Here is a 12,216-nt window from a genome sequence, read left to right on the forward strand (position 1 = left end):
CGGAAGAGTGAAGGCCTATTCTGGCCGATCGGCCCCGGCCATGCTGTCGCCGGCGCTCTAGCCGAAGAACCAGTAGCCGACGCCGATCGCGGCGACCACGCCGGCGAACTCCGCGAGCAACGCGCAACCCACTGCGTGCCGCGCGCGCTGGATGCCGACGGCGCCGAAGTACACGGCCAGCACGTAGAAGGTGGTCTCCGTGCTGCCCTGGATGGTCGCCGCGACCAGCGCGGGAAAGCTGTCGACGCCCTGGGTCTTCATGGTCTCGATCAGCATCGCCCGCGCCGCGCTGCCGGAGAAGGGCTTGACCAGTGCCGTCGGCAGTGCGTCGACGAAGCGCGCGTCCCAGCCGGTCAGCCCGACGGCCCAGCGGATGCCGCCGAGCACCATGTCGAGCGCGCCCGAGGCACGCAGCACCCCGACCGCGCACAGCATCGCGACCAGATAGGGCAGCAGGTTCTTCGCGACGTCGAAGCCTTCCTTCGCGCCCTCGATGAAGCACTCGTAGACCTTGACGCGCCGCAGCGCGCCGGCCAGCAGGAAGCCGACGATCAGGCCGAAGAGCACGAGGTTGCCCAGCAGCGACGAGAGCGAGGCGAGCGCCGCAGCCGACAGCGTGGCCAAGAGCGCCATGAAGCCGGCGAGCAGCAGCGCGCCTGGAACCAGATAGGCCAGCACCACCGGATCCCGCAGCTTCAGGCGCTGAACAAAGGCGACCGACAACAGGCCGACCAGCGTGGAGGCGCTGGTCGCGAGCAGGATCGGCAGGAACACCAGCGTCGGATCGGCGGCGCCCTGCTGCGCGCGGTACATGAAGATCGTGACCGGCAGCAGCGTCAGCGAGGACGCGTTGAGCACCAGGAACAGGATCTGTGCATTGCTGGCCGTGGTGGCGCTCGGATTGAGCGTCTGCAATTCGCGCATCGCCTTCAGGCCGATCGGCGTCGCGGCGTTGTCCAGGCCCAGCGCGTTGGCGGCGAAGTTGAGCGTGATGAGGCCGAGCGCCGGATGGCCGGCCGGCACCTCCGGCATCAGCCGCCTGAACAGCGGACCGAGCAGCCGCCCGAGCCCATCGACCAGGCCGGCTGCCTGGGCGATGCGCAACAGGCCGAGCCACAGCGTGAGCGTGCCGAACAGCAGCACCATCACCTCGACCGAGAGCCTGGCCATCGCGAACAGGCTTTCGACCAACGCCGCGAACACGCCCGCGTCGCCGCCGATCAGCCAGCGCCCGAGCGCGGCCGCCGTCGCCGCCAGAAAAAAGCCAAGCCACAAGCCGTTGAGCACGCGTATCCCTCTGCTGCCGATGCGCGCCGATCATAGGGTGCGCACGGAGGGGGCCCATCGCGCCTGCCTCATCGAGCGGTTCGGCCGATCAGCCGGAACCGCCCCGGCTTCGTCAGGCCGTCTCTGCGAGCGCGTCGCCCAGCGCGTTGACGAGGCGATCGATTTCGGCCTTCTCGGTCACGAAGGCCGGCGCGAGCTGGATCGTGTCGCCGCCGTAGCGCACATAGAAGCCCTTCTTCCAGCAGGCCATCGCCACTTCGTACGGCCGGCGCGCGGGTTCGCCGGGGACGGGTGCGAGCGTGATGCCGGCCGCGAGTCCGTAGTTGCGGATGTCGGCCACATGCTTCGCGCCCTTGAGGCTGTGCACGGCGTTCTCGAAATGCGGCGCCAGCGCCTTCGCGCGGCCGACCATGTCTTCCTTCTGCAGCACCTCGAGCGCAGCCACGCCCGCCGCGCAGGCCACCGGATGCGCAGAGTAGGTGTAGCCATGCGGAAACTCGACCATGTAGTCCGGGCCGCCGGCGGCCATGAAGGTGTCGTAGATCTCCTTCTTCGCGATCACGGCGCCGAGCGGCTGCGTGCCGTTGGTGACCTGCTTGGCGACGTTCATGATGTCCGGCACCACGCCGAAGGCATCGGCGCCGGTCATGGCGCCGCAGCGGCCGAAGCCGGTGATGACCTCGTCGAAGATCAGGAGGATGCCGTGCGTGGTGCAGATGTCGCGCAGGCGCTGCAGGTAGCCCTGCGGCGGGACGACCACGCCGGCCGATCCGGACATGGGCTCGACGATCACCGCCGCGATGTTGGAGGCATCGTGCAGCGCGATCAGGTCGAGCAGGCGGTCGGCGAGGTCGGCGCCGTGCGGCGGCATGCCGCGGCAGAAGGTGTTCGCGGCGAGCTGGGTGTGCGGCAGGTGATCGGCCTCCACGGCCTGGCCGAAGGTCTTGCGGTTGCCGCCGATGCCGCCGACCGAGATGCCGCCGAAATTGACGCCGTGGTAGCCCTTCTCGCGGCCGATGAGCCGGGTCTTGCTGGCCTGGCCCTTGGCGCGCCAATAGGCGCGCGCCATCTTCAGCGAGGTGTCGGCTGCCTCCGAGCCGGAGCCGGTGAAGAACACGTAGTCGAGCCCTGCGGGCGTGAGTTCCTTCAGCTTGTTGGCGAGCTCGAACGATTGCGGGTGGCCGTGCTGGAAGGCCGGCGCGTAGTCGAGTTTCGCGATCTGGCGGCTGACCGCTTCGGTGATTTCAGGGCGTCCGTGGCCCAGGCCCGAACACCACAGGCCGGACAGGCCGTCGAACACCTTGCGCCCGTCGCCGTCGGTGAAGTAGACGCCCTTGGCCTCCACGATCATGCGCGGATCGGCCTTGAAGTTGCGGTTGCCGGTGAAGGGCATCCAGTGGGCATCGAGCCAGGCGGCGTCGGTGCGCACGGGGGAAGTCTGGGACTTTGCGGTCAGGAGGGTCATGGCATTCCCGCGTGTTCGCACGGGCCTCGGTGGTGGGATGGTGCATTGTTGGGCTCGACAATGGTCTTGCAAATGGCGCAATATCAATGTTCACTTGACGATTCATGAAAGTAAAAACCAGCCCCAAGAATCGCGCCGTGCTCGGCCAGTTGAGCGACATGGACCTGCGCCTGCTCAAGGTCTTCAAGAGCGTGATCGAATGCGGCGGCATGGCGGCGGCCGAGCTCGAACTCAACATCGGCACCTCCACCGTGAGCCGCCACATCAAGGACCTGGAGACGCGGCTGGGCATGGTGCTGTGCCGCCGCGGGCGCGCCGGTTTCGCGCCCACGGCGGAGGGCCAGCGCGTGTACGAGGAGACGCTGCGGCTGCTGGCCTCGGTCGACGCGTTTCGCAGCAGCATCGACGACATCCATCACCGCATGGGCGGACAGCTCGAGGTGGCGGTGTTCGACAAGACGGCCAGCAATCCGCAGGCGCATATCGGCGAGGCGATTGCGCGCTTTGCCGCCGAGGCGCCCGGGGTGCGTCTCAGCATGCATGTGGCGTCGATCAACGCCATCGAGCGCGGCATCATCGACGGCAGCTTTCACGTCGGCATCATTCCGGCACACCGCAATTCGAGGAGCCTGGCCTACGCCGAACTGTTCGGCGAGACCATGCTGCTCTATTGCGGCGCCGATCACCCGCTCTTCGGCGCCCGGCACCAGGGGCTCACCTGGGCGAAGCTCCGGGCCCATTCGTTCGCCGGCCTGGGCTATCACTCACCCAACATGGAGCTCAGCCATCGGGCGCGGCTGGCGCGTGTGGCCACCGGTTTCGACCAGGAGGCGATCGCGACGCTGATCCTCTCGGGCCGCTACCTGGGTTTTCTGCCCGATCACTACGCGGAAAGCTTCGAGCGGCATGGCCGCATGCAGGCGGTGGCGCCCCAGCGCTTTCGCTATGCCTGCCGGTTCGTCAGCTTGCTGCGTCGATCGCCGCAACCCTCGCGAGCGACGCAGCTGTTCGCCGAGTGCCTGGCGGCTGCGCACGGCGGATAGTTCAGTGTCGTGATCGAGGCCCGGGATGTTGTGGCACGTCGATCAACAGATCGGGCTTGAAGCCTTCCTGCTCCCCCTTGCCGACGTAGCCCAGCGGATTGGCGACGACGCGGCAGCCGTCCTTGACGTAGTCGAATGGGCAATGCAGGTGTCCGTGTAGCCACAGCTCCGCCTTCGGCAGGAGTTCGTCAAGCGAATTGCAGAAGCCGGCGGTGCCGGGCGTGAGCCCATAGCGAGGGTCGGCGCTGGCCAACGTCGGCGCAAAATGGGTGATCGCTACCGTGGTGCCGTCGAACGGTCGAGCGAGCGCGCCGCTCAGCCATGCCTGGCACGTGAGTGAGTGCTCTCTCAGAGCCTCGGAGAGAAAGGGTCGCCCGTGACGCGTCGTCGCCGCCTTGTGGAGGTAGAAGTTGGCTGCGCGCATGGCCTTGCCGCGCTTCTTGAGCACCTCGGCCATGCCGTCTGCAGCATCGACCAACGCATCGAAGTCGGCCCACAGCGTGGTGCCGATGAAGCGCACGCCGTCGATGACACGGCTTTCCCGCTCGAGCCAGAGGATGCCCAGCGTCTCGCAGGTGTCGCGAAGCTGGGCATGGACCGCGTCGAAATCGGCGTTGTCGTATTCGTGATTTCCCGGAACGTAGACGGCCGGCGTCGGCCAGCCATGACCGGGTGAGAAGCGTGCCAGCCCGAAGTCCGGTGCGGCGAGGCGCGAACCTTCCTGGTAGGAGCCGATATCGCCGGCCAGCACCAGCAGGTCGGCATCGGGGTTCGGCGCGATCTGCAGATGGGGATGGACCTCGAGGTGCAGATCCGACAGCAGCTGAAGCTTCATGAGGGTGCCCGTGGAGGAACCGCCGGCTGCCGTGTCGCCTGCTTGCCCCGCGGGCTGGCAAAGGCCGCGTGCGCGGAACGCAGCAGGGCCTGTCGCAGCCATTCGTGCGCATGCCCATGCTGCGCGCCACGATGCCAGACCGCATCCACATGCACCAGCGGCTGATCGAAGGGCAGATCGTGCAGGACCAGCGCCGCGCCGACGCCCGCGACCTTGGCGAAGTGGCGTGGCAACACCGTCAGCAAGTCCGAGCTCGCGACCACGCGGCCGGCGGTGAAGAACTGGTTGACCGTGACAACGATGCGCCGCTCTCGTCCCATGGCGCCGAGCGTCTGATCGATGAGGCCGTAGGGCCGGCCCGAGAAGGTCACGAGCAGATGGCGCGCTGCGCAAAACGCGTCCAGCGTCAAGGGCACACCGGCCAGCGGGTGGTCGCGCCGCATCACGCACACGTATTCGCCGACGTACAGCCGCTGCGTCTCGAAGGCCACGCCGACACCCGATTGCCCGCGCGCCGCGAGGTTGGCAATCACCGCCGGAAAATAGCCGACCGCCATGTCGACCTCTTCGTTCTCGAGCATGCGGCGGGGATCGCGCGTCGTCAGCGGCAGCACGCGCAGCGAGATGGCGGGCGCCTCTTCTTCCACGATCCTGACCAGGCCGGGAACAAGCTCCGCCGCAGTGGCGTCCGCCATGGCGAGCAGGAAGGTGGTGTCTGCGATGCCCGCGTCGAATTCGCCTGGCGCCAGCGTGTGCTGAAGCTGGCGCAGCGCGTCACGCACGGTGGGCCAGAGCGCCAACGCCCTCGCGGTGGGCTCCACGCCGGCACCTGCCCGGCGTACCAGGTCGTCGCCCAGCACGTCGCGCAGACGCCGCAGCGCGTTGCTCACCGCGGGCTGGGTGATCGCGAGATTGCGCGCGGCGCGCGTCAGATTGCGCTCCGCCATGACTTCGTCGAAGACGCGCAGCAGATTCAGGTCGAGCGTGCGAAAGTTGATATCCATCACTGTGGCGAATGATAGACATCATCAAGATAAATTGGCAAAACATCAGGGTAACCCCTAGTATCACTCCATCGGCTTCGGCCTTTTTGTATGGAGGAATGAATCATGACCAGTTTTGTCCACGTTGAACAACCTTCAACACATCCGGGCGTCGCCCGCGCCGAGGCTTTGGGCGACCGCATCCGCGCGACGCGGCGCGGCCTGAGCAAGTTCGGCGGCTTGGCCGCCTTGCTGCTCGCCGCCATGGTTTCGTCGGTGGTGGTCGTTGCCGACAAGCTCCTCTCGACCTGGGACGATGGCGGAATGGTCGCCGCCTGGGCGATTCTCTGGTTCGTGGCGTTCGCTGGGATCGCGTTCTTTGCCGGCACGGCGCGCAGCTTTGCCGTCCGTACGGTCGCTGCCGTCGGTGAGGCTTCGCGTCGCCGCGAGGCGGCCCGTGCGGACGCGGAGTTCATGGCTTACGCCCAGTTCGACCCGCGCGTGCTGCGTGAACTGCAGGCGATTTCGATGCACAACGAAGCGCAAGAGATGCGTTCGGCTGCCTGAGCTGATCGACAACCAACCAAAGAAAAAGCCGCCCGAGGGCGGCTTTTTCTTTGGTTGCGGAAAGGCTCAAGCCGCGAGACGCAGCTCGATCGCCGCCTTGATGGCCGGCAATTCCTTCGGCAAGTGGTGCGCCAATTGCTGGAACAGCTCGGCGTGGAGCTTCAGCTCCGCATGCCACGCGGCCTTGTCGATGCTGGTGACGGTATCGAACTGCCGGGCGCTGAAGTCGAGCCCCGTCCAGTCGAGATCCTCGTAGCGGGGGCTGACGCCGAACACATGCTCGACGCCTTCGGCCTTCTGCTCGATACGGTCGATCATCCACTTCAGCACGCGCATGTTCTCGCCATAACCGGGCCAGACGAACTTGCCGTCCTCGCCCTTGCGGAACCAGTTGGTCGTGTAGATCTTCGGCAGGCGCGCATCGGAAGCTTCCAGCTTCTTGCCCAGATCCAGCCAATGCTGGAAATAGTCGCTCATGTTGTAGCCGGCAAACGGAAGCATGGCGAAGGGATCGCGCCGCACCACGCCTTGCTGGCCCGCGGCGGCGGCCGTCGTTTCGGAGCCCATGGTCGCAGCCATGTACACGCCCTCGACCCAGTCACGGGCCTCGGTCACGAGCGGTACCGTGGTCGAGCGGCGGCCGCCGAAGATGAAAGCGTCGATCGCAACGCCCTTCGGATCGTCCCAGGCGTCGTCGAGCGCTGGATTGTTGGTCGCGGCCACGGTGAAACGGGCATTGGGATGCGCGGCCTTGGCGCCCGTTTCCCTGGCGATGGCGGGCGTCCAGTCCTTGCCTTGCCAGTCGATCGCGTGGGCGGGCGGCTCGCTCATGCCTTCCCACCAGACGTCGCCGTCATCGGTCAGCGCCACATTCGTGAAGATCACGTCGCGATCGAGGCTGGCCATGCAGTTCGGATTGGTCAGCGTGTTGGTTCCCGGCGCGACGCCGAAGTAGCCGGCCTCGGGGTTGATCGCATGCAGCTTGCCGTCGGCACCGGGCTTGATCCAGGCGATGTCGTCGCCGATGGTGGTGACCTTCCAGCCTTCGAAGCCGGCAGGCGGAATCAGCATCGCGAAGTTGGTCTTGCCACAGGCGCTGGGGAAGGCGGCGGCCACATGGTATTTCCTGCCTGCCGGATTGGTCACGCCGAGGATGAGCATGTGCTCCGCGAGCCAGCCCTCGTCGCGTCCCATGTTCGAGGCGATGCGCAGCGCGAAGCACTTCTTGCCCAGCAGCGCGTTGCCGCCGTAGCCCGAGCCATAGCTCCAGATCTCGCGCGTTTCGGGATAGTGGACGATGTACTTGGTCTTGTTGCAGGGCCAGGACACGTCCTTCTGACCGGGTTCGAGCGGCGCGCCCACGGTGTGGACGCAAGGCACGAAGTCGCCGTCCGCGCCCAGCACGTCGTACACAGCTTTGCCCATGCGCGTCATGATCTTCATGTTGACCGCCACGTACGGGCTGTCGGAAAGCTCGATGCCAATGTGCGCGATCGGCGAACCGAGCGGCCCCATGCTGAAGGGAACGACATACATCGTGCGGCCCTTCATGCAGCCGTCGAACAGCGGTTGCAGCGTGGCGCGCATGTCGGCCGGGGCCATCCAGTTGTTGGTGGGACCGGCGTCCTCCTTTCGGGGGGCGCAGATGAAGGTGCGATCCTCGACGCGAGCGACGTCGCCCGGATCGGAGCTTGCCAGGTAGGAGTTGGGCCGCTTGGCCGGGTTGAGCTTCTTCAGTGTCCCGGCTTCGACCATCTGCTGGCAAAGCCGCTCGTATTCCTCGCTGCTGCCATCACACCAGTGGATCGATTCGGGCTTGCACAGCGCGGCCATGTCGGCCACCCAGGCGATCAGCTTCGCATTCTTGACATAGTCGGGCGCCTGGACGGCGAGCCCCTTGACGGGTGCGTTCATCATGTCTCCTAAGTTGAAAATCGTCTTTTCGAACGGGACTCGGCGCCTGAAGCAGGCGAGGTCCGTTGGAAAAAACGCTTCTCTCGGGAGGTGATGACCAAAGCGCCTGCAGCCGCGCTGACTGCAGGACGCCAGTCCGACCCGGCGAAGACCTTGGGAGAAGGCGAGCCATCGCCTCGTAGCCCATGGCCTCGACCGCTTGTCAGGCCATGAAGACGGCGATGGACGCCAGCAGGAGCATCAGGACGGCGCCAGCCACCGGCAGCACCAGGGGCATGAGGTGGACGATCGACTCGACGGTGTCGTTTTCAACGGCGGCCGCATGGCCGGGTTCGACGGGGGTAGGGTTGGACATCGGGATTCCTTGGGTTCGCAAGACTGAAACTATTTTACCGACAGCGCTGCACGGCGCGGCGTAGGGGGTTTCCAGTCGCTAATGCTGCTCTGCCGCCTCGAAACCCGCCGCGCGCAACGCGTCGAGCACGGCCGCCAGATGGGCGCGCCCACGCGTCTGCAGCACCAGCTCCACTTCCACGTTCTGGGCCGCGAGCATGGTGAAGGCACGCTGGTGATGGACTTCGTCGATGTTGGCGCCCGCTTCTGCCACGGTCGCCGTGATCTGGGCCAGCGAGCCGGGCACGTCGCGCACGCTGACACGCACGCGGGCCAACCGACCGGCGCGTACCATGCCGCGCTCGATGATCGCGGCGAGCAGCAGCGGATCGATGTTGCCGCCCGAGAGCACCAGCCCGACGCGTTTGCCCTTGAATCGTTCGGGATGCCGCAGCAGCGCAGCGAGTCCGGCCGCGCCCGCGCCTTCGACCAACGTCTTCTCGATCTCGAGCAGCATCAGCACCGCCTGTTCGATGTCGCCCTCGTCGACCAGGAGCAGATCGTCGACCAGGCTCGTAATGATCTCGCGCGTCAGCACGCCCGGCGTGCCGACGGCGATACCCTCGGCGATCGTGCTCTGTCCCTGCGGGTGGTGCGTGCCCTGGACCGCGTTGACCATCGCCGGAAAGCGCGCGGTCTGTACGCCCACGATCTCGATGCCCGGCTTGCGTGCCCGCGCCGCCACCGCCATGCCGGCGATCAACCCGCCGCCGCCGACCGACACCACCAGCATGTCCAGCGCGGGCACCGCATCGAGCATCTCCAGCGCGACCGTGCCCTGGCCGGCGATGACGGCCTCGTCGTCATAGGGATGGACGAAGGCCAGGCCTTCGCTTTCGGCCAGCGCGAATGCATGCGCACGCGCCGCTTCCAGCGAATCGCCGTGCAGCACGACCTCCGCGCCGAAGCCGCGGGTGCGCTCGATCTTCACGCCGGGGGTGAAGCGCGGCATCACGATCAGCGCGCGCAACCCCAGCCGCTGCGCATGGTAGGCCACGCCCTGCGCATGGTTGCCGGCCGACATGGCCACCACGCCGCGCGTGCCGGCTTGAGACAGGTCGACGAGCTTGTTGCATGCGCCGCGTTCCTTGAACGAGGCGGTGAACTGCAAATTCTCGAATTTCAGGAACACCTGCGCCCCGACGATCTCCGACAGGGTGCGCGATTCCACGCACGGCGTGTCGAGCACTTGCCCTTGCAGCCGCCCGGCCGCGCGTTCGATGGCTTCGATTCCGATCATGGGCGGGATTGTGGACGGATTCGCAACATCAGGGTTTTTACCGTACCCAAGACTTCCCCAAGGCAAAAGTCTGCGCTATGGTCGCTCTCAGAATTTCACTCTCCTAGCTGGAGGTCGCCCGATGGTCAAGCGTTCCGGTGTCGATGTGGTGGCCGCCGCCTCGCGCGGCCACGCATTGCCGTCGCCCGGACTCAAGGAAGCGCCGGTGCTCGAACTCATGTGTTCGCACTTCGTGCTCACCCTTGCGGCCAAGCAAGGGCCGCGCTTCAACGTGCGGCGCGACCTCAACGGCCTGTTGTCGCTCACCGGGCGGCATCTGGTCTGGCCGGCGCCCGTGCTGCAGCGCCTGCGCGAATTTCTCGGCCGCCGCTGCGCTGGCAACGAGATCTGGAAGGGCATCGAGGACTTCGACGGCCGCACGATGCTCGACCGCCATGGCGTCTGGCGCGGCCCCTACGAGGAAGGCACGCTCTTCTTCTATCTCGACGAATATGCCAAGGACCAGCCCAAGGATCTGCTCGCCGTCCTCTCGGTCACGCGCGACTGGCTCACCCATGCGCTGCGCAAGCAATCGACGCTGGTCGAAAAGAACATCGATGCACTCGCCGGCCTGCTGCAGCTCAACAAGGCCGAGCGCGCGCTGCTGCTCTACGGCACGCTGGCGCGCTATCAGCGCGACCTGCGCTCGCTGCTGGTCGAATTCAAGGTCAACAATGCGCCCGAGGCCTATGCCGCGATCGCCGAGGTCGCTGGCGTCAATGCGACCGAGGTGGGCGAGGCATTGCGCGCAGGTTCGCGGCTCGAACGCATCGGCCTGGTCGAGAACCTGATCTCCGAACACAACATCACCGACCTTGCCGACCTGATGAAGGTCAGCGAGAAACTGCCACCGGTGCTGATGCGCGAGTACCGCGACCACAACGAACTCATGGCTGTCTTCACGCGGCCCTCCGCCAAGAGCGCACTGACGACCCACGATTTCTCCTTCGTGCAGGACGACGCGCAGATGCTCGTCACCCTGCTGCGCGCCGCCGTCGCGCGCAAGGAGCCCGGCGTCAACGTGCTGCTCTACGGACCGCCCGGCACCGGCAAGACCGAACTCGCCAAGGTCGTCGCGCAGGCCGCGGGCCTCGAGCTCTTCGAGGTCGAATACGCCGACCGGGATGGCAATTCACTCTCCGGCCGCGACCGCTACCGCTCGCTGCAGATCGCACAGGTGTTCCTCAAGGGCAGCGCCCAGGCGGCGTTGCTGTTCGACGAGGTCGAGGACGTGTTCCCGCCGATCAGCACCGAGGCCGCGCAGCTCATGGCGCGCGCCGAACAGGTTCCCTCGCCGGCCAGCGGCAGCGTGAGCGGCAAGGCCTGGGTCAACCAGATCCTCGAGTCGAATGCCGTGCCCACGCTCTGGGTCACCAACCGCATCGAGCAGATCGACCCGGCCTTCCGCCGCCGCTTCGCCTACCACCTCGAACTCAAGTCGCCGCCGCCCGGCGCGCGCGAGCAGCTGGTTCGCAAGACGCTCGAAGGTGTCTCTGTGTCCGATGCGTTCACTGCCAAGCTGGCCGGACGCAAGGGCCTCACGCCGGCGCAGATCCGCACCGCGGTGCGCTTCGCGGAGCTTGCCATGACCGAGGGTGCATCGGTCGAAAGCCTGATCGAGCGCCAACTCAAGAATGCCGACCTCGCGCTCGGCACCGTCGATGGCCTGGGTGCGCGCCGCAGCGTGACCACCTACGACCTCGACATGCTCAACGTCGAGACGCGCTTCGAGATCCCGCGCATTGTCGAGGCGCTCAAGGTGCGCGGCCATGGGACGCTGTGCTTCTACGGCGCGCCCGGTACCGGCAAGACGGCGTTGGCCGAACATATCGCCAAGGCCATCGCGCGGCCCCTGATCATCAAGCAGGCGAGCGACCTGATGAGCAAGTACGTCGGCGAGACCGAGCAGAACATGGCCGCCATGTTCAAGGAGGCCGAGGCCGAAAAGGCCGTGCTGCTGCTCGACGAGGCCGACAGCTTCCTGCAGGATCGGCGCGGCGCGCAGCGCACCTACGAAGTGACCGAGGTCAACGAGATGCTGCAGGGCATGGAGCGCTTCGACGGCATCTTCGTCTGCACCACCAACCTGCTCGACCGGATCGATCAGGCCGCGCTGCGCCGCTTCACCTTCAAGATCAAGTTCATGCCGCTGACGCCCGTACAGCGCGAGCGCATGTTCGTCACCGAGGCGCTGGCAGGTGATGAGGCGCTGATGACCGGCGAGATTCGTACGCGGCTGGCGAGGTTGGCGCAACTGTGTCCGGGCGACTTCGCGGCGGTCAAGCGCCAGACCGACATCCTGGCTGCAGAATTCTCGGCCCTCGAGTTTCTCGACCAGCTCGATGCCGAACATCGCATCAAGCCCGAGGTGCGCGAGTCGCGTGGCATGGGCTTCGTGATGTAGTTGTTCTCCGGGCAGCGCGCACTTCGCGGCGCTGGGTCTTCGCGTC

At 66.4% G+C, this 12,216-nt stretch carries 10 protein-coding genes; 3 read left to right on the top strand and 7 right to left on the bottom strand.

The features are described 5' to 3' along the window. Positions 1–57: 57 nt before the first annotated feature. Both WDLP6_RS00765 and WDLP6_RS00770 read right to left on the bottom strand, forming a co-directional pair. Positions 58–1,287: a nucleoside recognition domain-containing protein gene (locus WDLP6_RS00765; RefSeq protein ID WP_162590811.1), complete on the bottom strand. Its 1,230-nt coding sequence runs from the start codon at positions 1,285–1,287 to the stop codon at positions 58–60. Between the two features lie 112 nt (positions 1,288–1,399). Then, positions 1,400–2,752 carry an aspartate aminotransferase family protein gene (locus WDLP6_RS00770; RefSeq protein WP_162590812.1) on the bottom strand — a complete coding sequence of 451 codons (1,353 nt, stop codon included), beginning with the start codon at positions 2,750–2,752 and terminating at the stop codon, positions 1,400–1,402. 104 nt (positions 2,753–2,856) lie between these two features. On the opposite strand from WDLP6_RS00770, the gene WDLP6_RS00775 reads away from it, so the two are divergent. Further along, positions 2,857–3,795 (top strand): LysR family transcriptional regulator, encoded by a 939-nt coding sequence (locus tag WDLP6_RS00775; RefSeq protein WP_174259831.1) that lies wholly within the window; start codon positions 2,857–2,859, stop codon positions 3,793–3,795. A 1-nt stretch (position 3,796) separates the two neighbouring features. On the opposite strand, the gene WDLP6_RS00780 is transcribed toward WDLP6_RS00775, so the two are convergent. Both WDLP6_RS00780 and WDLP6_RS00785 read right to left on the bottom strand, forming a co-directional pair. Further along, a complete protein-coding gene (locus WDLP6_RS00780) occupies positions 3,797–4,630 on the bottom strand; it encodes a metallophosphoesterase (protein ID WP_162590813.1) in 834 nt (277 codons plus the stop codon). Then, positions 4,627–5,634, bottom strand: coding sequence for a LysR family transcriptional regulator (locus WDLP6_RS00785; protein ID WP_162565287.1), 1,008 nt, complete (start codon positions 5,632–5,634; stop codon positions 4,627–4,629). The genes WDLP6_RS00780 and WDLP6_RS00785 overlap by 4 nt, the downstream gene beginning before the upstream one ends. 105 nt (positions 5,635–5,739) lie before the next feature. Between WDLP6_RS00785 and WDLP6_RS00790 the strand changes: the two genes are divergently transcribed. Beyond that, positions 5,740–6,180 (top strand): hypothetical protein, encoded by a 441-nt coding sequence (locus WDLP6_RS00790; RefSeq protein WP_162590814.1) that lies wholly within the window; start codon positions 5,740–5,742, stop codon positions 6,178–6,180. A 66-nt stretch (positions 6,181–6,246) separates the two neighbouring features. Here WDLP6_RS00790 and WDLP6_RS00795 read toward each other — a convergent pair whose 3' ends face one another. The 3 genes from WDLP6_RS00795 to WDLP6_RS00805 form a co-directional block, all read right to left on the bottom strand. Beyond that, positions 6,247–8,094 carry a phosphoenolpyruvate carboxykinase (GTP) gene (locus tag WDLP6_RS00795; protein WP_162590815.1) on the bottom strand — a complete coding sequence of 616 codons (1,848 nt, stop codon included), beginning with the start codon at positions 8,092–8,094 and terminating at the stop codon, positions 6,247–6,249. 202 nt (positions 8,095–8,296) lie between these two features. Further along, positions 8,297–8,449, bottom strand: a complete 153-nt coding sequence (locus WDLP6_RS00800) for a hypothetical protein (protein ID WP_174259832.1) — start codon at positions 8,447–8,449, stop codon at positions 8,297–8,299. A 78-nt stretch (positions 8,450–8,527) separates the two neighbouring features. Continuing rightward, a complete protein-coding gene (locus WDLP6_RS00805) occupies positions 8,528–9,727 on the bottom strand; it encodes a threonine ammonia-lyase (protein ID WP_162590816.1) in 1,200 nt (399 codons plus the stop codon). Between the two features lie 121 nt (positions 9,728–9,848). Here WDLP6_RS00805 and WDLP6_RS00810 point away from each other — a divergent pair, with 121 nt between their 5' ends. Beyond that, positions 9,849–12,170 carry an ATP-binding protein gene (locus tag WDLP6_RS00810; RefSeq protein ID WP_162565291.1) on the top strand — a complete coding sequence of 774 codons (2,322 nt, stop codon included), beginning with the start codon at positions 9,849–9,851 and terminating at the stop codon, positions 12,168–12,170. Positions 12,171–12,216 lie beyond the last annotated feature (46 nt).

The sequence above is a fragment of the Variovorax sp. PBL-E5 genome, from assembly GCF_901827185.1.
GTDB lineage: Bacteria > Pseudomonadota > Gammaproteobacteria > Burkholderiales > Burkholderiaceae_C > Variovorax.

Excerpts from the sequence above, each read along its gene's own strand:
- WDLP6_RS00770 (WP_162590812.1), bottom strand. The coding sequence starts at position 2,752 with ATGACCCTCCTGACCGCAAAGTCCCAGACTTCCCCCGTGCGCACCGAC.
- WDLP6_RS00775 (WP_174259831.1), top strand. The coding sequence starts at position 2,857 with ATGAAAGTAAAAACCAGCCCCAAGAATCGCGCCGTGCTCGGCCAGTTG.
- WDLP6_RS00780 (WP_162590813.1), bottom strand. The coding sequence starts at position 4,630 with ATGAAGCTTCAGCTGCTGTCGGATCTGCACCTCGAGGTCCATCCCCAT.
- WDLP6_RS00785 (WP_162565287.1), bottom strand. The coding sequence starts at position 5,634 with ATGGATATCAACTTTCGCACGCTCGACCTGAATCTGCTGCGCGTCTTC.
- WDLP6_RS00790 (WP_162590814.1), top strand. The coding sequence starts at position 5,740 with ATGACCAGTTTTGTCCACGTTGAACAACCTTCAACACATCCGGGCGTC.
- WDLP6_RS00795 (WP_162590815.1), bottom strand. The coding sequence starts at position 8,094 with ATGAACGCACCCGTCAAGGGGCTCGCCGTCCAGGCGCCCGACTATGTC.
- WDLP6_RS00800 (WP_174259832.1), bottom strand. The coding sequence starts at position 8,449 with ATGTCCAACCCTACCCCCGTCGAACCCGGCCATGCGGCCGCCGTTGAA.
- WDLP6_RS00805 (WP_162590816.1), bottom strand. The coding sequence starts at position 9,727 with ATGATCGGAATCGAAGCCATCGAACGCGCGGCCGGGCGGCTGCAAGGG.
- WDLP6_RS00810 (WP_162565291.1), top strand. The coding sequence starts at position 9,849 with ATGGTCAAGCGTTCCGGTGTCGATGTGGTGGCCGCCGCCTCGCGCGGC.